General features: G+C 73.1%; 21 protein-coding genes and 1 pseudogene. 14 read left to right on the top strand and 8 right to left on the bottom strand.

Annotated features, from left to right (window positions below; translation table 11 throughout):
- Positions 1-21 precede the first annotated feature (21 nt).
- A complete protein-coding gene (locus tag ACIP4Y_RS17620) occupies positions 22-369 on the top strand; it encodes a hypothetical protein (RefSeq protein ID WP_401393824.1) in 348 nt (115 codons plus the stop codon).
- A gap of 18 nt (positions 370-387) precedes the next feature.
- On the opposite strand, the gene ACIP4Y_RS17615 is transcribed toward ACIP4Y_RS17620, so the two are convergent.
- Positions 388-792: a helix-turn-helix domain-containing protein gene (locus ACIP4Y_RS17615; RefSeq protein ID WP_358638164.1), complete on the bottom strand. Its 405-nt coding sequence runs from the start codon at positions 790-792 to the stop codon at positions 388-390.
- Between the two features lie 135 nt (positions 793-927).
- Here ACIP4Y_RS17615 and ACIP4Y_RS17610 point away from each other — a divergent pair, with 135 nt between their 5' ends.
- From ACIP4Y_RS17610 to ACIP4Y_RS17585, 6 genes are all read left to right on the top strand, one after another.
- The gene (locus ACIP4Y_RS17610; protein WP_401393820.1) at positions 928-1,818 is read left to right on the top strand and encodes an NADP-dependent oxidoreductase; all 891 of its coding nucleotides are present in this window, start codon (positions 928-930) and stop codon (positions 1,816-1,818) included.
- A 110-nt stretch (positions 1,819-1,928) separates the two neighbouring features.
- A complete protein-coding gene (locus ACIP4Y_RS17605; protein WP_358638160.1) occupies positions 1,929-3,020 on the top strand; it encodes an LLM class flavin-dependent oxidoreductase in 1,092 nt (363 codons plus the stop codon).
- 8 nt (positions 3,021-3,028) lie between these two features.
- Positions 3,029-3,601, top strand: coding sequence for a CE1759 family FMN reductase (locus ACIP4Y_RS17600; RefSeq protein ID WP_358638237.1), 573 nt, complete (start codon positions 3,029-3,031; stop codon positions 3,599-3,601).
- A 167-nt stretch (positions 3,602-3,768) separates the two neighbouring features.
- Positions 3,769-4,494, top strand: a complete 726-nt coding sequence (locus ACIP4Y_RS17595) for a response regulator transcription factor (RefSeq protein ID WP_358638158.1) — start codon at positions 3,769-3,771, stop codon at positions 4,492-4,494.
- Positions 4,495-5,934: a HAMP domain-containing sensor histidine kinase gene (locus ACIP4Y_RS17590; RefSeq protein ID WP_358638156.1), complete on the top strand. Its 1,440-nt coding sequence runs from the start codon at positions 4,495-4,497 to the stop codon at positions 5,932-5,934.
- A 98-nt stretch (positions 5,935-6,032) separates the two neighbouring features.
- Positions 6,033-6,716: a hypothetical protein gene (locus ACIP4Y_RS17585; protein ID WP_401393814.1), complete on the top strand. Its 684-nt coding sequence runs from the start codon at positions 6,033-6,035 to the stop codon at positions 6,714-6,716.
- Here ACIP4Y_RS17585 and ACIP4Y_RS17580 read toward each other — a convergent pair.
- Positions 6,711-8,498 carry a phosphatidylglycerol lysyltransferase domain-containing protein gene (locus ACIP4Y_RS17580; protein ID WP_401393811.1) on the bottom strand — a complete coding sequence of 596 codons (1,788 nt, stop codon included), beginning with the start codon at positions 8,496-8,498 and terminating at the stop codon, positions 6,711-6,713. The genes ACIP4Y_RS17585 and ACIP4Y_RS17580 overlap by 6 nt on opposite strands.
- A gap of 167 nt (positions 8,499-8,665) precedes the next feature.
- Complete coding sequence (locus tag ACIP4Y_RS17575) at positions 8,666-8,938, bottom strand: hypothetical protein (RefSeq protein WP_401393808.1); 273 nt, start codon at positions 8,936-8,938, stop codon at positions 8,666-8,668.
- Between the two features lie 87 nt (positions 8,939-9,025).
- Between ACIP4Y_RS17575 and ACIP4Y_RS17570 the strand changes: the two are divergent.
- Positions 9,026-9,674, top strand: a pseudogene (locus tag ACIP4Y_RS17570) (M55 family metallopeptidase); the annotation flags it as partial.
- A 162-nt stretch (positions 9,675-9,836) separates the two neighbouring features.
- Here ACIP4Y_RS17570 and ACIP4Y_RS17565 read toward each other — a convergent pair.
- Positions 9,837-11,249, bottom strand: a complete 1,413-nt coding sequence (locus ACIP4Y_RS17565; protein WP_401393805.1) for an MFS transporter — start codon at positions 11,247-11,249, stop codon at positions 9,837-9,839.
- 287 nt (positions 11,250-11,536) lie between these two features.
- Here ACIP4Y_RS17565 and ACIP4Y_RS17560 point away from each other — a divergent pair, with 287 nt between their 5' ends.
- Positions 11,537-12,421, top strand: coding sequence for a helix-turn-helix transcriptional regulator (locus ACIP4Y_RS17560; protein ID WP_401393802.1), 885 nt, complete (start codon positions 11,537-11,539; stop codon positions 12,419-12,421).
- A gap of 21 nt (positions 12,422-12,442) precedes the next feature.
- Here the strand turns inward: ACIP4Y_RS17560 and ACIP4Y_RS17555 are convergent, their stop codons facing one another.
- On the bottom strand, positions 12,443-13,333 hold the full coding sequence (locus ACIP4Y_RS17555) for a LysR family transcriptional regulator (RefSeq protein ID WP_401393972.1): 891 nt from the start codon (positions 13,331-13,333) through the stop codon (positions 12,443-12,445).
- A gap of 78 nt (positions 13,334-13,411) precedes the next feature.
- Between ACIP4Y_RS17555 and ACIP4Y_RS17550 the strand changes: the two genes are divergently transcribed.
- Together ACIP4Y_RS17550 and ACIP4Y_RS17545 are read left to right on the top strand one after the other, a co-directional pair.
- Positions 13,412-14,965 carry an EamA family transporter gene (locus tag ACIP4Y_RS17550; RefSeq protein WP_401393799.1) on the top strand — a complete coding sequence of 518 codons (1,554 nt, stop codon included), beginning with the start codon at positions 13,412-13,414 and terminating at the stop codon, positions 14,963-14,965.
- A gap of 182 nt (positions 14,966-15,147) precedes the next feature.
- On the top strand, positions 15,148-15,705 hold the full coding sequence (locus ACIP4Y_RS17545; RefSeq protein WP_401393796.1) for a flavoprotein: 558 nt from the start codon (positions 15,148-15,150) through the stop codon (positions 15,703-15,705).
- A 70-nt stretch (positions 15,706-15,775) separates the two neighbouring features.
- Here the strand turns inward: ACIP4Y_RS17545 and ACIP4Y_RS17540 are convergent, their stop codons facing one another.
- Both ACIP4Y_RS17540 and ACIP4Y_RS17535 read right to left on the bottom strand, forming a co-directional pair.
- A complete protein-coding gene (locus ACIP4Y_RS17540; protein ID WP_401393793.1) occupies positions 15,776-16,195 on the bottom strand; it encodes an arsenate reductase ArsC in 420 nt (139 codons plus the stop codon).
- 99 nt (positions 16,196-16,294) lie between these two features.
- Positions 16,295-16,669, bottom strand: a complete 375-nt coding sequence (locus tag ACIP4Y_RS17535; RefSeq protein ID WP_401393792.1) for an ArsR/SmtB family transcription factor — start codon at positions 16,667-16,669, stop codon at positions 16,295-16,297.
- Positions 16,670-16,795: 126 nt separating this feature from the next.
- Here ACIP4Y_RS17535 and ACIP4Y_RS17530 point away from each other — a divergent pair, with 126 nt between their 5' ends.
- Positions 16,796-18,163, top strand: a complete 1,368-nt coding sequence (locus ACIP4Y_RS17530; protein ID WP_401393789.1) for an FAD-dependent oxidoreductase — start codon at positions 16,796-16,798, stop codon at positions 18,161-18,163.
- 29 nt (positions 18,164-18,192) lie between these two features.
- On the opposite strand, the gene ACIP4Y_RS17525 is transcribed toward ACIP4Y_RS17530, so the two are convergent.
- Entirely contained in the window at positions 18,193-18,630 is a 438-nt protein-coding gene (locus ACIP4Y_RS17525) for a hypothetical protein (RefSeq protein WP_003974483.1), read from the bottom strand.
- Positions 18,631-19,165: 535 nt separating this feature from the next.
- Here ACIP4Y_RS17525 and hemL point away from each other — a divergent pair.
- Together hemL and ACIP4Y_RS17515 are read left to right on the top strand one after the other, a co-directional pair.
- Complete coding sequence (gene hemL / locus ACIP4Y_RS17520) at positions 19,166-20,485, top strand: glutamate-1-semialdehyde 2,1-aminomutase (protein WP_401393786.1); 1,320 nt, start codon at positions 19,166-19,168, stop codon at positions 20,483-20,485.
- Positions 20,482-21,186 (top strand): histidine phosphatase family protein, encoded by a 705-nt coding sequence (locus ACIP4Y_RS17515; protein WP_401393783.1) that lies wholly within the window; start codon positions 20,482-20,484, stop codon positions 21,184-21,186. Before hemL ends, ACIP4Y_RS17515 begins: the two co-directional genes overlap by 4 nt.
- Positions 21,187-21,260: the final 74 nt, after the last annotated feature.

Here is a 21,260-nt window from a genome sequence, read left to right as displayed (position 1 = left end):
GCCTTCCATGGGACCGCGGTGATGAACGGGGACCAGGTGGAGGTGCGGCTGACTCCGCGGAACAACGGGCCGGCCGCCGTCGCGGACGCCACGGTCCGGCTGCGCTGGTCGGTGGAGCTGGCCGACGAGCAGGAGCTGCCGGCCCGGTGTGCCCGGGAGGACGAGCGGACGGTGGTGTGCGGGACGGGGGCGCTGGCGGTGGACACGGCGGGGGAGCAGGTGCGGGTGCCGGTGCGGCTGCGGGAGCGGCCGTCGGAGGTGACGCTGGAGATCGACACCGCGTGGAGTGCGGGTGCGGTGGACCAGGACCGGTCGAACGACCGGATGGCGGTGCTGGTGCTGGACACCGGGGACGAGTACGCCTTCTGAGCCGTTGCCCGTCCCGGGTCAGGCGGGGTTGTCGGCGTCGTAGCGTTCGCGGGCCGTGCGGACCTCGTCGAAGTGGGTCTCCGCCCAGTCCTTCACGGCGGTGAGCAGGCCGGCGAGGCTGGCGCCGAGGGGGGTGAGGGCGTAGTCGACGCGGACCGGGACGGAGGGGGTGACGGTGCGGCTGATGATGCCGTCCCGTTCGAGGGCGCGCAGGGTCTGGGTGAGCATCTTCGGGCTGACGCCGGCGATCTTGCGGCCGAGGTCGCTGTAGCGCAGGGGGCCGGGGACCAGGGCGGCGACGACGAGGCTGACCCATTTGTCGCTCAGTCGTCCGAGGAGCTGGTTGGTGGGGCAGCTGCGCAGGAAGGCGTCGTAGTCGGCGCGGGCCTGTTCGCGGCGCTGGGCGGCGGTCATGGTGGCCATGGGCTCTTCCCTTCGGGGCAGCTACGCACTCTGAGGTAACTACTTACCAATGGATAGTACCTCTCCTACGGTTGGTGTCGCGGCCGGAAACCGGCCGCGGAACTCGCAAGAGCCGTGGATTCAGGGAGAGTTGTCATGCGTGCTGCTGTGGTGAGGACGTTCGGTGGTCCGGACGTGGTGGAGATCGCCGAGGTGCCGGTGCCGGAGCCGGGGGCGCGTCAGGTGCGGATCAAGGTGGCCGCGGGGGCGCTGAACCCCGTGGACGCGGGGGTGCGCGCCGGTTTCTTCGGCGGGGCCGGCAAGACGCTCGGGCTCGGCTGGGACGTGGCCGGGACGGTGGACGCGGTCGGTGTGGCCGCGGCCTGGCAGGTCGGCGACCCGGTGGTGGCGCTGGCGGCGGGGGTGGCCGATCCGCTGGGGGCGCACGCGGAGTACGTCGTGGTGGGCACGGATGCGGTGGCGAAGGCGCCGGCCGCGGTGGACGCCGTCCACGCGGGCACGCTGCCGCTGAACGGGCTGACCGCGCTGCAGGCGCTGGAGCTGCTGGATCTCGCGCCGGGCGGGTCGCTGCTGGTGACCGGGGCGGCGGGGGCGGTCGGCGGGTTCGCGGTGCAGCTGGCGGCGCACCGGGGGATCGAGGTGACCGGGCAGGGCCGGGCGGGCGACGAGGAACTGGTGCGTTCGCTGGGTGCCGCGCACTTCACGTCCGAGGGGGTGCCGCCGGGGAGTGTGGACGCGGTGCTGGACGCGGCGGTGCTCGGCGAGGCGGCCCTGGAGTGGGTGCGGGACGGGGGCGCGTATGCGGGGGTGCATCCCGGGGCGTTCCCGGAGTCGGTGCGCGGGGTGCGGACGGGGGCGGTGGAGGTGGCCGCGGACGGGGCTCGGCTGGCGGGGCTGGTCCGGCTGGTGGAGGAGGGGGTGCTGACCCTGCGGGTGGCCGAGACCTACGCCCTGGAGGAGGCGGCGAAGGCGCACGCGCGGCTGGGTGAGGGCGGGGTACGGGGGCGGCTGGTGCTGGTGCCGTAGCGGCTGGGAAGGGGCCGGCGGGAGGGGTGGGGAGGGGGTGGAATACCCGGGGTGGGGTGACCGTTGGAGGGGTATAGTTGAACGGTCAACAACCTGGAGGGTGAGCGACCATGCAGTTCGGGATCTTCACGGTCGGCGACGTCACGCCGGACCCCACCACGGGGCGGACCCCGACCGAGCGCGAGCGGATCAAGGCCATGGTCGCCATCGCGCTGAAGGCCGAGGAGGTCGGGCTCGACGTCTTCGCGACCGGTGAGCACCACAACCCGCCGTTCGTGCCGTCGTCCCCGACCACCATGCTCGGCTACATAGCCGCGCGGACGGAGAAGCTGATCCTCTCCACCTCCACCACCCTGATCACCACCAACGACCCGGTGAAGATCGCGGAGGACTACGCGATGCTCCAGCACCTGGCCGACGGGCGCGTCGACCTGATGATGGGCCGCGGCAACACCGGGCCGGTCTACCCGTGGTTCGGGAAGGACATCCGGGAGGGCATCAACCTCGCCGTCGAGAACTACGCCCTGCTGCGCCGCCTGTGGACCGAGGACGTCGTGGACTGGGAGGGCAAGTTCCGTACGCCGCTGCAGGGCTTCACCTCCACCCCGCGACCGCTGGACGACGTGGCGCCGTTCGTCTGGCACGGCTCCATCCGCTCGCCCGAGATCGCCGAGCAGGCCGCGTACTACGGCGACGGCTTCTTCCACAACAACATCTTCTGGCCCGCCGACCACACCAAGCGGATGGTGGAGTTCTACCGGAGGCGGTACGCCCACTACGGGCACGGCACGCCCGAGCAGGCGATCGTCGGCCTGGGCGGCCAGGTGTTCATGCGGAAGAACTCGCAGGACGCCGTGACGGAGTTCCGGCCGTACTTCGACAACGCGCCGGTGTACGGCCACGGGCCCTCGCTGGAGGACTTCACCGAGCAGACCCCGCTGACCGTGGGTTCCCCGCAGCAGGTGATCGAGAAGACCCTGTCCTTCCGCGAGTACGCCGGTGACTACCAGCGCCAGCTGTTCCTCATGGACCACGCGGGGCTGCCGCTGAAGACCGTGCTGGAACAGCTCGACCTGCTCGGCGAGGAGGTCGTGCCCGTGCTGCGCAAGGAGTTCGCGAAGGGGCGCCCGGCGGACGTGCCGGAGGCACCGACCCACCAGTCGCTGCTCGCCGCGAAGGAGAAGGAGGCGGCCACCGTATGAACGACCGCATGAGGCTCGTCGTCGTGTCGGCGGGACTGAGCGTCCCGTCCTCCACCCGGCTGCTCGCCGACCGGCTGGCCGCCGCCGTCGGCCGGCAGACGCCGGTGGACATCGAGGTGATCGAGCTGCGTGAGCTCGCCGTCGAGATCGCGCACAACTTCACCAACGGGTTCGCGGGCAAGGGTCTCGCCGCCGCGCAGGACGCGGTGGCGGGGGCCGACGGACTGATCGTCGTGACGCCGGTGTTCAGCGCGTCCTACAGCGGGCTGTTCAAGTCGTTCTTCGACGTGCTGGACAAGGACGCGCTGGTCGGGAAGCCGGTGCTGATCGGTGCGACCGGGGGTACGGGGCGGCACTCGCTGGTGCTGGAGCACGCGTTGCGGCCGTTGTTCGCCTACCTGCGGGCCGTGGTCGTGCCGACCGGGGTGTACGCGGCGTCCGAGGACTGGGGCGCGGACGGGCTGGCCGCCCGGATCGAACGGGCGGCGGCCGAGCTGGCCGCGCTCATGCCGTTGGCTCCGCGGGGGGCGGAGGATGCGGTGGTGCCCTTCGCCGAACAGCTGGCCGCGTTGCAGCGCTGACCGTCTTCGCCCACCCACCCGACTCGCTCAGCCGAGAGGCTGCCGATTCGGGTGGGTGGGGGCCGTGGGCCGGGGTTGCCTCTGTGACGGTGAGAGAGCGGTAAAAAGGGTGATCGTAGGGGTATCGGGCCCGGTCGGACCGCCGGAGGGCTTGGCACACTGGGGGCGTGCCCCAGACTGTGCTGCTCGCTGAAGACGACCGCGCCATCCGTCATGCCCTGGAGCGTGCCCTGACGCTGGAGGGGTACCAGGTGACGGCGGTCGCCGACGGCGTGGAAGCGCTGGCGCAGGCGCACAAGAACCCGCCGGACGTCCTCGTCCTGGACGTGATGATGCCGGGCATCGACGGCCTCCAGGTCTGCCGGGTGCTGCGCGCCGAGGGTGACCGCACCCCGATCCTCATGCTCACCGCCCTCGTGGAGACCGCCGACCGCATCGCGGGCCTGGACGCCGGGGCCGACGACTACGTGGTCAAGCCGTTCGACGTCGAGGAGGTCTTCGCGCGGCTGCGCGCGCTGTTGCGCCGCACCAGCCCGGTGCCCGCCGGCGGCGCCGCCCCCGAGGGCCCGGTCCGCGAGGCACAGGTCTCCGACCGGCAGGTGGAGGCCGCCGGCATCCGCATGGACCTCCAGGCCCGCCGGGCCTGGCGCGGCCGGCGCGAGCTGGAACTGACCCGCACCGAGTTCGAGCTGCTGGAACTGCTGGCGCGCAACGCGGGCATCGTCCTCGACCACTCCACGATCTACGACCGGATCTGGGGGTACGACTTCGGACCCGGCTCGAAGAACCTCGCCGTCTACGTCGGCTACCTCCGCCGCAAGCTGGACGAACCAGGCGCCCCGCAGCTGATCCACACCGTGCGGGGCGTGGGTTACGTGCTGCGGGAGGACTAGGTGGGCCGCCGCTGGCGGCTGCCGCCCGGGCCCCGGCCGAAGCTGGTCTCCCTGCGCACCACCTTCGCCGTCTCCTTCGCGGCCGTCACCGCCGCCGTCACCATCCTGGTCGGCATCCTGTCGTACAACTCCGCCGCCCGGCTCGTCCGCGTCGACCAGCAGTCGGTGTTCACGCAGGTCGTGCAGGACGTGCAGGACGAGGTACGGCAGCACCCGATGGGCCCCGACGACTTTTCCTCCTCCCGCCCCGGGCACGATGTGGTCCGCCCCGCCCGCACCGACGTGCAGGTGCTGGGCGCGCAGGGGCAGATCATGGACCACGGCAGCCCGGTGCTGCCGGTCACCTCCCGGGACCGGGCCATGGCCGTCGCGCGGACGGCCGGGAGGGTGGTGGAGCACAAGGACGTACGGGTGGACGCGGACCTGTTCCGCATCGCCACCGTCTCGCTCGGCGAAGGGCGGGGCGCCGTCCAGGTCGCGCAGGAGTTCAGCGACACCGAGGACCTGCTGCGGGCGCTGCAGCAGCGCACGCTGATCCTGATGGCGGCGGTCGTGGTGGCGGCCGGGCTGTTCGGGTGGTGGCTGGCCCGGCGGATCACCCGGCGCCTGGTGATCCTCACCTCCGCCGCCGAGGACGTCGCCCGCACCCGGCAGCTGGGCATCCAGGTCCCGGTGGCCGGCCTCGACGAGGTGGGGCGCCTCGGCCGCGCCTTCGACCGGATGCTGGGCCGGCTCGCGCAGTCGGAGGAGGACCAGCGCAGGCTGGTGCAGGACGCCGGCCACGAGCTGCGGACGCCGCTCACCTCACTGCGCACGAACATCTCGCTGCTGCGGCGGATCGACGAACTGCCGCCCGCGACCCGCGAGGAACTGGTCGCCGACCTCTCCCAGGAGGCCCGGGAGCTGACCGACCTCGTCAACGAGCTGGTCGACCTCGCCGCCGGACAGTCCGACACCGAGCCGCCCCAGCGGGTGGACCTCGCCGACCTCGCCGAGGACGTCGTCGGGCTGGCCCGGCGCCGTACCGGCCGGGACGTCGTGCTGCACGCCAGTGGTGACACGACGACCGACGGGCGGCCCGGGATGCTCCAGCGGGCCATCTCCAACCTGGTGGAGAACGCGGCCAAGTTCGACCGGGACGGCAAGGCGCCCATCGAGGTCAGCGTCACCGGGCCGGCCCGGCCGGGCACGGTACGGGTGGAGGTGCTGGACCGGGGGCCCGGGATCGCCGAGGGCGACCTCGTCCGCATCTTCGACCGCTTCTACCGCGCCGCCGACGCCCGCTCCCTGCCGGGCTCCGGCCTCGGCCTGTCCATCGTCCGCGAGGTCGCCATGGCGCACGGCGGAGCCCCCTTCGCCTTCCGCCGCGAGGGCGGCGGCGCGGTCATCGGGTTCACGGTGGGCGGCGGGTACGTCCCGGGCGGCGGCACCGGCACCTGACCGGGCACGGGCGACGCCCGACGTTGAGTACGGGTACCTACCCGGTGGCCGTAGGTGCGCCCATCCGGCCGGGGCGCCCGCCGCCCTACCGTCGCCGTATGCCCGAGCAGACCGCACCCACCGCTCCACCCGCCGCGTCCGGGGCCCGTTCCCGGGGCCTCGGCTGCCTCGGCTGCGCCGGGCTCGTGTTCGTCGCCGTCGTCGCTCTGTTCATCCAGCTCACCTGGGACTCTCCGAGAAACCTGCCCCGGGCCGCGCCCGAGGAGATGGCGCGCCGCGCCTTCCGGCACTCCCAGGAGGCGTACGAGGTGCTCGGGTTCACGCGGACCGTGCCGCCGGGAGGCGGGCGCATCGGCGTCGACGCGGAGAACACGCTGGGCGCCGGGTACTGCTACGACGGAGGCCTGCTGGGGCTCGAGGACGAGACCATCGACGGCGCCTACCGGATCGATCACGCCTGGGCGCTGGACGATGTGCCCGCCAGCCAGGCCGTCCCCGGTCTGCGCCGGCTGCACCGGAGGCTGCAGCAGGACGGCTGGGAGGTGTCGTCGTACCGCGAGGGCGGGAAGAGCGGGGACGACTGGTCGCTGTTCGTGCAGCGGGACGGCGGGGACGAGCGGATGTCCTTCACCTGGTTCCCGGACCGGCAGTACTTCACCGGCGGCGCCACCGCTCCCTGCGCCTACGACTCCGGGTGGACGGACGGCAGCGGCGAGTCCTACTTCCTCGGCGACGCCGCCCGCTCCGTGACGCCGCCGGTTCTCGGGCCCGGGAGGCTATGAGCGGCCCGGCAGGGTGAGGAAGCCCTCCGCGCGGGCGCTCGCCAGCCCGATCCTCGGGATGTCGCTGCTCTTGGCGAACAACAGGAAACGGGGTTCCCACACCGGCCGGTACTTGGCGTTGGCGCGGTACAGGGACTCGATCTGCCACCAGCGGGAGAAGAAGGTGAGGACCGAGCGCCACAGGCGCAGCACCGGGCCGGCACCGAGGCGGGCGCCGCGTTCGAAGACCGAGCGGAACATCGCGAAGTTCAGCGAGACCCGGTCGATCCCCGACTCCTTCGCCTGGAGGAGGAGTTCGACGACCATGTACTCCATCAGGCCGTTCTCGCAGGCGCGGTCGCGGCGCATCAGGTCCAGGGAGAGACCGCGCTCCCCCCAGGGGACGAAGCTGAGCAGGGCCCGGGGTTCGCCGTCGGCGTCCCGGCACTCCAGCATCACGCAGCGGCCGTCCGAGGGGTCGCCGAGCCGGCCGAGGGCCATGGAGAAGCCGCGTTCGGTGGCGCCGTCGCGCCAGTGGTCGGCGCGGTCCACGAGGAGCGCCATCTCCTCGGCGGGGATGTCCTCGTGGCGGCGGATGCGGACCGTGTAGCCGGCCCGGCGGACGCGGTTGTGGGCCTGGCGGACCACGCGCATGGCCCGGCCGTCCAGGGTGAAGTCGGCGAGGTCCACGATCGCCTCGTCGCCGAGTTCGAGCGCGTCCAGGCCGTGCCGGGCGTAGACCGTGCCCGCTTCCTCGCTCGCGCCCATCACGGCCGGGGTCCAGGCGTGGCGGCGGGCCTCGGCGAGCCAGGCGTCGATGGCGCCGGGCCAGGCCTCGGGGTCGCCCAGCGGGTCGCCGGAGGCGAGGCTGACCCCGCCGACGACGCGGTAGGCGATGGCCGCCTTGCCGCTGGGGGAGAAGATGACGGACTTGTCGCGGCGCAGCGCGAAGTAGCCGAGGGAGTCGCGCTCGCCGTGCCGGTCCAGCAGGTCGCGCAGCCTGCGCTCGTCCTCCTCGGCCAGCAGGCGGGCGCCGCGCGGGGCGCGGAAGCAGGCGTAGAGGACCAGCAGGAAGGTGACCGCCATCAGGACGTTGACGGTCATGTCCGCCCAGCGGGGCGCGTGGACGGCGGGGACGCGGTCGGCGAGCGGGCCGACGCTGATGCCGCGCAGCAGGGTGTAGGCGATCTCGTCCTTCAGGGTGGCCCCGGTGACCTTGTTCGTCGCGTGCACCAGCAGCATGCCGAGGCCACCGCTGACGAGGGTGCCCCCCACGCCGACGGCGAGCGCCAGGCGCGGGTTGGAGCGGTCGCCGATCGCGTCGAACTCGCGGCGGCCGAGCAGCAGGGCGGCGACGAACAGGCCGGTCAGGGCCGTGGAGACCCAGTTGAAGGCGTGGTCGCGGTAGGGGGCGCGGGTCAGGGCGACGGCGTAGAGGCCGAGGAGGGGACCGGCGAGGAGGAGGTTGAAGAGCCAGGCGGCGCGCTTGCGGCGGCGCATCACCACCGCGAGGAACAGGGCGAGGGCCGCCGAGACCAGGCCGGCGGTGGCCAGGTACGGGGTGAAGTACTCGCCCGCGTTGTGCTCGTGCACCTCTTCGCGGAACGGCAGGGACACCACCGCCGCGATGTTCAGTACGGCGAGCAGGCGCAGGTACCAGACGGTGGCGGTGGCGGCGCGGGTGCGCAGCCGCCGGCCGCCGGGGTGGGCGCGCAGCGGGGGCGGGAGGAAGCGGATGCCACGGCGGGGGGCGCGGGGAGCGGGAACCGGTGGCGGGATCAGGGTCGTCTGTTGAGCGGGCATGCTGACGGGTCACCCTTGGGGACGGGGACGGGGCACCGCAGACCCTACAGCTTGTAGGGTAAAGCGAAGGGCGAGGTTCCGTACAGCCGGCGCACAGCTTCTCATCCGCCGGCCGCGTTCGGTGACCGGCTGGGCTCGGTCACCGGCTCCGCCCCGGTCGCTGGTGCTCAGTCGCCGTGTCCCCGTCGGGCCGCCGTCAGGTGCCAGGCCAGGTTGCCCACCGCCGCCCCGGCGGCCACCGCGGCCACGATCACCCCGCCGGTCGCCAGGCCGTCGCTGAACAGGTGCGGGCGCCGGTCCAGGCTGTGCAGCCCGAAGCCGCACAGCTCGTACACGCCGACGGCGGCGACGGCCAGGCTGACGACCAGCAGGGCCAGCGTCGGCGCGAGACTGCGCGAGCGCACCTGCGTGCCGGGCTCCGCTTCCGTGGTGTCCTGCATGGGTCCCCCGTTGAACAGACGTGTGAACAGCCCGGTGGCCGATGGCGGTTGGGAACCTACGATACGTAGGGTCGGTCAGGGCCGACGCCGTGCGGCCGGGACTACGAGCGGGGCCGCGCGATGATGGCCGAGGACGTCAACGCCGCCGTACGCGGCGCGCTGGCGGCCGGCGCGACCGGCGTCCTGGTCGACGACGCCCACGGGCCGATGCGCAACCTGCTCCCGGAGGCCCTGCACCCGGCGGCCCGCCTGGTGCGCATGCTGGAGGGCCTGACCGGGGAGTACGACGCCGCGCTGTGCGTCGGCTACCACGCCCGGGCCGGTGCGCTGGGCGTGCTCAGCCACAGCTTCATGGGCCACGAGATCGAGGACGTGTGGCTGGACGGCCGCCCGGTCGGCGAGATCGGCCTCGCCCACGCCACGGCGGCCTCCCTCGGCGTGCCGGTCGTGGCCCTCACGGGTGACGACGCCGCGTGCGCGGAGATGACGGAGTGGGACGCGTCGGTCGGGACCGTCCCGGTGAAGCACGCCCACGACCGGTTCGCGGCCGGGCTGCGGCCGGAGGCGGAGGCGCGACAGGCCATCGAGGAGGCGGTCACCCGGGCGCTGACACCGGCCCCCGCCCGTCCCGCGCCGCCCGCCGCCGAGGCGACCCTCACCGTCCGCTCGCAGTCCGCCTCGGTCGCCGTGACCCTGCTCGGCATCCCCGGTGTGGCCGCCGAGGACGCCCGGACGACGGCGCCGGCACGGCGGCCGCCGCCCGGCTCCTCGACGCCCGCCGGGTGGTCCCGGCCCACTGCGACAGCTGGGCCCACTTCACCGAGACCCGGGAGGACGTGGTGCGGGCGTTCGAGGAGGCGGGGCTGGCGGACCGCCTGCACAAGGACTGACCGGCCGGTCACCGCCTGCTTCTCCGCAGGAACAGCGCGCTGGTCAGGGTGCCGAGGAGCACGAGGGCCGCGTTCAGTGCGATCGCCGTCTTCAGACCGCCGAGGACGGCCAGGGCCCCCGTACCGGTCATCGCGGCGGTGGCCACCGCGCTCATCACCGGCGTGCCCATGGTGATGCCGATCTGCTGGGTCATCGTCGCCAGCCCGGTGGCCAGCCCCTGCTCGTGGTCGGCCAGACCCGAGGTGGCGGTCACCATGAAGCCGACGATGACCAGCATGTTGCCCACACCGCCGGCGAAGGTCGCGGCCAGCAGCAGCCAGAGCGAGGAACGGCCGGTGCCGAGCCCGAGCAGCGCCGCCGTGAACAGGGCCTGGACGAGCCCGCCGGCCAGCAGCGCCCGGGTGGCGCCGAACCTGCCGATCCACCGCGGGGCGAGGGCACCGCCGACCACCGTCCCCGCGCCCAGCACACCGAAGGACAGCCCGGCGGCCAGCGCCGAGAAACCGAGCACCTCCTGCAGGTACAGCGTCAGCAGGAACACCAGGGACGTCTCGGTGAGGAACGCGATGAGCCCGGCCAGGTTGCCCCACGCCACCGACCGCCTGCCCAGCACGTGCGGCGGCACCAGCGGCGCGGCCACCCGGCGCTCCACCGCCCCGAACACCAGCAGCAGCACCAGCCCCGCCGCCAGCGGCAGCAGCGCGGCCGGCGCGCCCCAGCCCTGCTCACCGGCCTGCGTCAGCCCGAGGATCACCGCCAGCAGCCCGAGCGTCACCGTGACCGCCCCCGGCACGTCCAGCCTCGGGCGCTCCGCGGGCCGGGACTCGGCGATGACCGCGGGCGCGACCAGGAGCACGGCGAGCGCCACCGGTACGTTGACGAAGAACGCCCAGCGCCAGGACAGCAGGTCGGTCAGCAGCCCGCCGAGGACCGCGCCCGTGGTGAAACCGGCCGACATCAGCGCCCCGTTGAGACCGAGCGCCTTCTCCCGCAGCGGGCCCTCCGGGAAGGACGTCGTCAGCAGCGACAGACCGGCCGGCGTGACCGCCGCGGTGGCCAGCCCCTGGAACACCCGGGCCGCGAGCAGCACCTCCGGGCTGCGCGCCAGCCCGCCCGCCAGCGAGGCCGCACCCAGGACGACGAGACCGCCCAGGAACAGCCGGCGGCGGCCGAAGAGATCGGCGACCCGCCCGAACAGCAGCGTGAACCCGGCCGCGCACAGGGCGAACGCCGTACCGATCCACTGCAGCCGGGCGAGCGGGAAACCGAGGCCCGCACCGATCACCGGCAGGGCCACGTTCAGGATGGAGAAGTCCACGGCCAGCATGAACTGGGCCGCGAGCAGCAGCACCAGCACCAGGCGGAGCCGGGGGGTCAGGACGGCGGATGCGCCGTCCGGTCGGACGGTGGCGACGGACATGACGAGACGGTCCCCTCTGTTCGGCGGAGTGGCCGGCGTGCGGCGAAGCGGCCGGTGTACGGCGGAGTCACCGGCGTACGGCCGGTTCGCCGGCGTACGGCGAAGTCGACGGCTTCGAACCTCCTCCGTTCCGGCCGCCCCAGCCAGCACCCCCGTGCGACGGGCCGTCGCGAGGGTGGTCATCGCACGACCACCCTCGGGCATCCCGTTCGCACCGTCCGCGGGGCAGGATGGACGACGACCGCCGCACACCCGGAGGGCGTACGCCCCTTTCCCCGGAGGCAGACATGGACGCGTCGTCAGAGCTGGGAGACTTCCTGAAGTCCCGCCGTGCCGCGGTACGCCCGCAGGACGTCGGCCTCGCGGCCGCGCCCGCCCGCCGCCGGGTCGCCGGACTGCGCCGGGAGGAACTGGCCCTGCTCGCGGGCGTCAGCATCACCCACTACACCCGCCTCGAACAGGGCCGCGCGGCCGGCGTCTCCGACTCCGTCCTGGACGCGATCGCCCGCACCCTCAGGCTCACCGAGGACGAGACCGCCCACCTCAAGGACCTGGCGCGGCCCACCGTCCGGCACCGCCCGCCCGCGCCCCGCGCCGCCCACGCGACCCCCTCGGCCCGCCAGTTGCTCGCCTGCATGACGGACGTACCCGCGCTCATCCTGGACCGGCGGAGCGACGTCCTGGCCTGGAACCGGCTCGGCCACGCCCTGCTCGCCCCGCACCTGCCGTGGGAGGGCCCGGACACCCCCACCGCCCGTCCCAACCTCGTCCGCATGCTGTTCCTGGACGAGCACTACCGGGCCCGGTACCCCGACCGGCAGGAGGAGGCCCACCTCGCCGTCGCCTCCCTGCGCCTGGTCGCCGGCCGGCACCCCGACGACCGGGCCCTGGCCGAGCTGATCGGCCACCTGTCCATCCAGAGCGACGAGTTCGCCGCCCTGTGGGCCCGGCACCCGGTCCGCACCTGCACCTCCGGGACCAAGTCCCTGCACCATCCGGCCGTCGGCGCCCTGGAGCTGAGCTTCGAGAACCTGTGCCTGCCCGGCACCGCGGGCCACCGCCTGATCGCCTACACGGCCGAGCCCGGCACCCCGTCCGACGCGGCCCTGCGCCTCCTGGCCGCCACCACGGCCCCCGCCGAGCCGCAACTGCCCACGCTGGACGCACACTGACCGTCCGCGCCGCCCGGCGGCCTACGCCCGCGACCGCACCCCGAGGACGTCGAGCATCGCGCGGGTGGCTGGGCTCGGGTTGAAGCGACTCCAGGCCAGGTGCTCGGCTCGGCGGGGTCCGTCGACCACCGGTACCAGTGCCAGCCCCGGGTCGGCGGCGGCCAGCGGACGGATGAACGCCGAGGGGAGCAGCGCGATGCCGAGCCCGCGCGCGACCAGCCGGGTGATCAGCTCGACGACCCCGGCCTCGTACGCGACATCACGGAGCAGGCCGGCCGCGGCGAACGCCTGATCCGACTGGGCCCGGGCCGGCGTACCGGTCACGAAGTCGACGAACGTCTCGCCGGCGATGTCCTCCAGCGTGACCCGGTCCGCCCCGGCCAGCCGGTGCCCGGCCGCCGCCACCAGCACATGCTCGTCGCGGTCGAGCACCACGCTCTCCACCCCGGAGGGCCGCTCACCCTCCGGCAGCCCGAGGAAGGCGATGTCCGCGTCCCCGTCCCGGATGGCCGCCGCCAGTTCGTCGCTGCGCCCGGAGCGGAGCATCACGCGGACCTCCGGGTGCCGGGCCCGGTACCGCTGCAACAGCTCCGGCACGTCCACGGCGGCCGCGGTCACGATCACGCCGACGGAGAGCCGCCCCCGTACCACCCCGGTCGCGGCGGCCGCGTCCGCGACGGCGAGGTCGGCGGCGGCCAGGGCCTCGCGCGCCCGGGCCACGAACGCCTCGCCCGCGCTGGTGAGTTCGACCCGCCGGCTGGACCGCGCGAACAGGCGTACCCCCAACTCGCGCTCCAGACCGGCGATCCGGTGGCTGAGCGAGGACTGCACCACGAAGCACCGCTCGGCGGCACGGGTGAAGTTACGGGTCTCGGCGACGGCGACGGCGTACCGCATCTGCTGAAGGTCCATGAGTCCATCGTTCTCGTGCATGGCTGCGATGACAAGCATGTCTTGGACACATGGCTTGCTGATGCCGAGACTCGTCACATGCCTGCCTACACCGACAGAGCGGCAACCGTCCTGCTGACCGCCCTCGCCCCCGCGGCCTGGGGCACGACCTACGTCGTCACCACCGGACTCCTCCCACCCGGCCACCCCCTGTTCGCCGGCCTCATGCGCGCCCTGCCCGCCGGGCTGCTCGGCCTGGTCCTCACCCGTGTCCTGCCGCACGGCGCCTGGTGGTGGAAGGCGGGCGTCCTCGGCGCGCTCAACATCGGCGCCCTGTTCCCGCTGCTGTTCCTGGCGGCCGAACGACTTCCCGGCGGGGTCGCCGCCACCCTCGGTGCCGCGCAGCCGCTGCTGGTCGCCGCCCTGGCGATCCCGGTGCTGCAGGACCGGCCGACCGTCCGGCGCTGGGCCTGGGGTGTGCTCGGCGTGGCCGGCGTCGGACTGGTCGTCCTGGGCCCGCAGGCCCGCTTCGACGCCGTCGGCGTACTCGCCGGCCTCGGCGGCACGGCCGCCATGGCCGCCGGGGTCGTCCTCACCAAGCGCTGGGGCCGTCCCCCGGGCGCCAGCCCCCTCACCCTGGCCGCCTGGCAACTCACGGCCGGCGGCCTGCTCCTGCTCCCGCTGACGCTGACGGTCGAGGGGCTGCCGCCGCGGATCGGCGCCGGCGCGGCCGTCGGCTACCTGTGGCTCGGCAGCATGGGCGGTCTGATCGCGTACACGCTCTGGTTCCGTGGCATAGCCCGTCTCCCGGTCGGCGCCTCCGCCCCGCTCGTCCTGCTCTCGCCGCTGGTCGCCACGGTCATCGGCACGCTCCGGGGCGAGTCCCTGAGCCCGCTCCAGACGGCCGGCTTCGCCCTGGCCCTCACGGCGATGCTCGCCGCACAACTGAACCCACCGAAGCAGAAGCCCGTGACGACAAGGGGAACGACACCGATGAGCCCACGCCTGACCATCGCCGTCCTCGGCGCCACCGGCATGGTCGGCAGCCGGGTGACCGCCGAGGCCGCCGCCCGCGGACACCGGGTCCTGGCCCTGTCCCGCAAGCCGACGAGCGAACATCCGAACGTGACGCCCGTCCCGGTCGACGCGAACGATCCGGACGCCGTCCACGAGGCGCTGGCGGGTTCGGGCGCGGACGCCGCCGTACTGACCGTACGCACCCATCCCGTCGACGAGGACTTCCTGCTCGGTACGACCCGAACGGTTCTGGACGCGGCCGCACGGCTGGGCACCCGCGTCCTGGTGATCGGCGGCGCCGGCGCCCTGCGCAGCCCCGGCGCCCCCGACGTCCTCGTGGCCGACAACCCTGACTACGTCCCGGCACAGTGGCAGCCGGTCGCGGCGGCCGGAGTGGCCCAGCTCCGCACCTGCCGGACCCACCCCCACACCGACTGGGTCTACCTCAGCCCCCCGGCCCTCCTGGAACCCGGCCCCCGCACCGCCCGCTACCGCCGCGGTACGACCACCCTCCTGACCACGCCCGACGGCCGGTCCTGGATCAGCGCGGAGGACCTGGCCGTAGCGGCCGTGGACGAGCTGGAGACCCCCGGCCGGGACCACCACATCACGGTCGCCCACGCCGCCGGGGCCTGAGCCGCGGGAGCCGCCGGCGTCAGCCCGGGGCGGGCCGGTGGCCGGGCGGGAGCGGGCGTGCTGTCCGAGGGCACCTGCGGCGTCTGCGGATGTGGGCACGCCCCGGCGGCTCCCCCTTCCCGGCCCCGCCGGCGTAACCTGCCGGAACCTCGCCGCATCAGCCGCCGACCGGGAGTGCCCGCGTGACCGAACCGACCGCCCCGGACAAGAAGCGCTTCCTGTACGTCGTCGTCTGCGCGAGCGGCATCGCCCCCGACGTCGGCAAGCTGATCACCGCCGCCCAGGAGGCGGACTGGGACGTCGGTGTCGTCGCCACCCCCCAGGGCCTCGGCTTCATCGACGCGCAGGCGGTCGAGGCGCAGACCGGCTACCCGGTCCGCTCCGCCTGGCGCAGACCCGGAGACCCGCGCCCGCTGCCGCCCCCGGACGCCATCGCGGTCGCCCCGGCCACCTTCAACACCCTCAACAAGTGGGCCGCCGGAATCTCCGACACCCTCGCCCTGGCCATCCTGTGCGAGGCGTACGGCCTGCTCATCCCGACCGTCGCCCTGCCATACCTGAACACCGCCCAGGCCGCCCACCCCGCCTACCGGCAGAGCCTGGACCGCCTGCGGTCGATGGGCGTCCTGATCGGCTCCCGCGAACCCCACGACTCCGGGGCGTACGGGGACACGGACCGCTTCCGCTGGGAGGAGGCCCTGGAACTGCTGGAACCCCTTGTGCCGCCAAAGGGGCTGTGACCACAGCGACGCCGGTAGCGGTTCGGATCAGACGACCGCGGCCGGGCGTGGACCGCCGTCGCCGCAGACCTCACGCCTCCTGCTGGGCGTCGATCTCGCAGATCAGCGCCTCGATCCGCTTCCTGATCTCGTCGCGGATCGGGCGAACGGCCTCGACGCCCTTGCCCGCCGGGTCCTCCAGGGCCCAGTCGAGGTACTTCTTGCCGGGAAAGACCGGGCAGGCGTCGCCGCAGCCCATGGTGATGACGTAGTCGGACGCCTGGACGGTCTCGGTCGTGAGGACCTTGGGCTGCTGGTCGGCGATGTCGATGCCGACCTCCCTCATCGCTTCGACCGCGGCCGGGTTGACCTGCGCTGCGGGCACGGAGCCGGCGGAGCGGACCTCGATCCGGTCGCCCGCGAGGTGGGAGAGGAAGCCGGCGGCCATCTGCGAACGCCCGGCGTTGTGGATGCAGACGAACAGCACGGAGGCGAGCGGGCTGGAGGGCATCGGTTCTTCCTTCGTCAGGGGACCAGTCGGGCACCTGGTGGCGCCCCTTCCTGCACGACGACCTCGACGGCCGCGTTCTGCCGGGGATGACGGTCGAGGTCAGGCCGCTGCCGGCGTGATGGCCAGCAGTTTGCCCATCGCTGCCAGCACCGATGGCTCGACCCGGTAGTACACCCAGGTGCCGCGCCGCTCGGAGGTCAGCAGGCCGGCCTCCTTGAGCTTCTTCAGGTGGTGGGAGACGGTCGGCTGGGAGACGCCGACGTCGGAGATGTCGCACACGCATGCCTCGCCGCCCTCGTGCGAGGCCACGGCGGAGAAGAGCCGCAGCCGAACCGGGTCGCCCAGCGCCTTGAACATCCGTGCGGCCGTCTCGGCCTCGTCCGCGGTGAAAGGGCGCTCGGTGAGCGGCGGGCAGCACGGCGCCGCGGCGTCGGAGTCGGGCTCGACCAGCGGCAGCACCTTGGTGTTCGACATGCATCTATGTTGACACATGTCGAACCAGGAAGCTTGTTTCGATCGATGTCTATGTTGACGCTTGTCGAAGCAAGTGCCATGCTGGCCGCACAAGCCATCGACGAATGTCGAAGCAAAGGGGACACCGTGAACGCGCCCGCCACTGGCCAGCTGCCCGTCGTCGTCATCGGCGCAGGCCCCGTCGGCCTCGCTGCCGCCGCCCACCTCGTCGAGCGCGGCCTCGAACCGCTGGTCCTGGAGGCCGGCCCCTCCGCCGGCACCGCCGTGCGCGACTGGGCGCACGTGCGACTGTTCTCCCCGTGGGCGGAGGTCACCGACCCGGCGGCCGAAAAGCTCCTCGCCGCCGCCGGCTGGATCCGCCCCGACGGCGCGACGTACCCCACCGGCGGTGACTGGGCCGAGCAGTACCTACAGCCGCTCGCCGACGTCCTCGGCGACAAGATCCGCTACGGCGCGACCGTGACGGGCGTCGCCCGCGCCGGCCGCGACCGCATCGTCGACGCCGACCGGGACGAGCAGCCCTTCACCGTGCACATTGAGCTGGCCGACGGCTGTGAAGAGCGGATCAGCGCGGGAGTCGTCATCGACGCCTCCGGCACCTGGTCCGTCCCCAGTCCGATGGGCGCCGACGGCCTCCCCGCCCTCGGCGAAAGGGCGGCGGCCAACCGCATCTCCTACCGCGTCCCCGACCTGCGGGACCCGGGAGTCCGCACCCGGTACGCGGGCAAGCGCACCGCGGTCATCGGCTCCGGCGCCTCCGCCTTCACCGCACTGGCCCACCTCGCCGACCTGGCCGAGGAGGAGTTCGGCACACACGCGGCATGGGTCCTGCGGCGCGGTATCGGCGCGAACACCTTCGGCGGCGGCGAGGCCGACCAGCTCCCCGCCCGAGGCGCCCTGGGCCTGCGCGCCAAGGCCGCCGTGGAGGCCGGCCACGCGAGCGCGGTGACCGGCTTCCGCACACAGGGTGTGGAACGGGACGGTGACCGGCTTGTCCTGGTCGCCGAGGACGGCCGCCGCCTGGACCCGGTCGACGAGGTCATCGTGCTGACGGGCTTCCGCCCCGACCTGTCGTTCCTCTCCGAGGTCCGCCTCGGCCTCGACGAACGCCTGCAGGCCCCGACCGCGCTGGCCCCGCTGATCGACCCGAACGTCCACTCCTGCGGCACCGTCTATCCGCACGGCGTCAACGAGCTGGCCCACCCGGAGCGGGACATCTACCTGGTCGGCATGAAGTCCTACGGCCGAGCGCCCACGTTCCTCGCGCTGACCGGCTACGAGCAGGTCCGCTCCATCGCCGCCGCGATCGCCGGCGACCGCGAAGCCGCCGAGCGCGTCGAGCTGACCCTCCCGGAGACCGGCGTGTGCGGCGGCGCCGGCCTCTACGACGACCCCGGCGCCGCACAGGTCGCCGAAGGCGGTGGCTGCTGCGGCGCCCCGGTCACCCTCCGGATCGGCGTCGGTGCCCCGACCGCCACCTCCGGCGGCTGCTGAACTCCTCGCCTGCCCCAGGAAACCCCAGCTCAGGGCCAGACCAAGCAATACGGCTGATGCCCCGCCTCGTGCAGCCGGTGCGAGAAGTCCTGCCACTCGTGCAGCAACTGGTACACGTTGAACGCGTCCCGCGGGCCGCCCCGGTCCGGGACCGTCGACCAGATGAAGGCCGCCGCGCCGACCGCTTCCTCGCCGATGCCGCGGAGGGGGTCGACGACCGTCATGGGCAGTTTGACGACGGCGTAGTCGGGGTGCAGGACGACCAGTTCCAGGGGCGGGACCTTGTGCAGGGGGACGCCCTCGATGCCCGTGAGGACCATCGCGGCCATCGTCTCCGGCTTGATCTTGGTGAACATGCCGTTCATGCCCAGCTCGTCGCCGCCGAGTTCCTCGGGGCGCATCGAGATGGGGACGCGGGCCGCGGTCGCGCCGTCCGGCGCGCCGAAGTATTTGTACGTCACCCCCACCCGACCACCATTCCTGCTCCCCGCCCGGAGGCGGTCGGCCCGGTGGTCGAGCCGGCCGTCGATCTGCCGGTCGTACCGCTCGGGCTCACTCGGTACACCCTGTGTCTGACGTGCGTCGGTCTGACGTGCCTCGGTCGTTTCCTCCGCGTCGCGCCGGTGCCTTCCCCGCCGGGCACGTCGAGGACCCAGGTCATCAGTCCCCTCGCCCAGTCCGCCACCGCGATGCATATCTCCACCCGACTGCTTTTCTAGGACGCGTGGCCCCCGCCGCGCAACCCGATCATCGTGTCAGTGACCTCCCCCACGGCCGCCCGCCGAAACGTACGGTGGAACAACAGTCCGCGCGGGAAATTCCCGGCCTCTGATCCTTACGTGCGTATGAGCTGTGTGTATCAGGTGTCAGTCTCTCAGATGAGGGATGGCGCCGCTCTGATCACGAGGCCGACCGCGGTCCGTCCGGCCCGCGGCCTACCCTGAGGAGGTCACCCCGCAACCGGAGTCCGAGAAGCCGGAGAAGCCGCACGTCATGAGTGCCATGAGCGAAACGCCCTATCCCTACGACGCGCCCGTCTCACAGGCGCTCTTCGACCGCGCCTCCGTCGTCACCCCGGGCGGAGTGAACTCCCCGGTGCGCGCCTTCCGCGCCGTCGGCGGCACCCCCCGGTTCATGGTGTCGGGCAAGGGGGCCTACCTCACCGACGCCGATGGCCGCGAGTACGTCGACCTGGTCTGCTCCTGGGGGCCCATGATCCTCGGGCACTCCCACCCCGAGGTCATCGCCGCCGTCCAGGAGGCCGTCGCCCGCGGTACGTCCTTCGGCACGCCCGGCGAGGGCGAGGTCGCGCTCGCCGAGGAGATCGTCGCCCGGGTCGAGCCGGTCGAGCAGGTGCGGCTCGTCAGCAGCGGCACCGAGGCGACCATGTCCGCGATCCGGCTCGCCCGCGGGTTCACCCGGCGGTCCAAGGTGATCAAGTTCGCCGGCTGCTACCACGGGCACGTGGACTCGCTGCTCGCCGCGGCCGGCAGCGGTGTCGCCACGTTCGCGCTGCCGGACACCCCCGGTGTCACCGGGGCCCAGGCCGGCGACACGATCGTGCTGCCGTACAACGACCTGGAGGCCGTGCAGGAGGCCTTCCACCGGCACCCCGGCGAGATCGCCTGTGTGATCACCGAGGCGTCGCCGGGGAACATGGGTGTCGTGCCGCCGGACCCCGGGTTCAACCAGGGCCTGAAGGACGCCTGCCAGAAGAACGGCGCCCTGTTCATCTCCGACGAGGTGATGACCGGGTTCCGCACCAGCCGCGCCGGGTGGTACGGCGTGGAGGGCGTGAAGCCGGATCTCATGACCTTCGGGAAGGTCATGGGCGGCGGGTTCCCGGCCGCGGCCTTCGGCGGCCGTGCCGACGTCATGGCGCACCTCGCCCCCGCCGGACCCGTGTACCAGGCCGGCACCCTCTCCGGTAACCCCGTCGCCACCGCCGCCGGTCTCGCCCAGCTGCGGCTGCTCGACGACGCGGCCTACGACAGGATCGACGCCGTGTCCGAGCAGATCCGCACCCTCGTCGGCGAGGCGCTGTCGAAGGAGGGTGTCGCGCACCGGGTGCAGACCGCGTCGAACATGTTCTCCGTGTTCTTCACGGACCGGCAGGTGCGCACCTACGAGGACGCCAAGCGGCAGGAGTCGTACCGCTTCACCGCGTTCTTCCACTCGCTGCTGGCGAACGGCGTGTACCTGCCGCCGTCGTCCTTCGAGTCCTGGTTCGTGTCCACGGCCCATGACGAGCGGGCCGTGCAGAAGATCGCCGACGCCCTTCCGGCGGCGGCCCGGGCGGCTGCGGAGGCCACGGCAGAATGAGCACCTCCCCCGAGAACAAGGACATCACCGTCGTCCACCTCATGCGGCACGGCGAGGTCGAGAACCCGGACGGGATCCTGTACGGGCGGCTGCCCGGCTACCACCTGTCCGAGCTGGGCCGGAAGATGGCCGAGCGGGTCGCCGAGCACCTCGCCCCACGGGACGTCACCTACGTCTGCTCCTCCCCGCTGGAGCGGGCGCAGGAGACGGCCACCCCGATCGCCAAGGCGCACGGGCTGGATCTGGACACCGACGCGCGGCTGATCGAGGCCGACAACGTGTTCCAGGGCAAGACGTTCGGCGTCGGCGACGGCGCGCTGCGCAAGCCGGACAACTGGAAGCACCTCGTCAACCCGTTCCGGCCGTCGTGGGGCGAGCCGTACGTGGACCAGGTCGTGCGGATGATGGGCGCGCTGAACGCGGCCAAGGACCAGGCGCGCGGGCACGAGGCGGTGCTGGTCAGTCATCAGCTGCCGATCTGGATCGTGCGGTCGTACGTCGAGCGGCGGCGGCTGTGGCACGACCCGCGCAAGCGGCAGTGCACCCTCGCCTCCCTGACGACTTTCACATACCTGGGTGACAAGATCGTGTCCGTGGGCTACAGCGAGCCCGCCATCGATCTGGTCCCGGTCCATCTGCGGGCCGGCGCCAAGCCGCAGAAGGGCAGGGGCACCGCGCAGGGGAAGGCCTTCGGCGCCTGACCGGCCGAACTCCGGTGCACTGACAGTCCGTTTGGTGTGACTTAGGGTGCCTTTGCCGGAAGCGTTGCGAAAAA

Origin of the sequence: Streptomyces sp. NPDC088810, from assembly GCF_044750305.1 — a bacterium.
GTDB lineage: Bacteria > Actinomycetota > Actinomycetes > Streptomycetales > Streptomycetaceae > Streptomyces.
The sequence above is the reverse complement of the archived record's forward strand: the minus strand, read 5'-3'. Positions and strand labels throughout refer to the sequence as shown.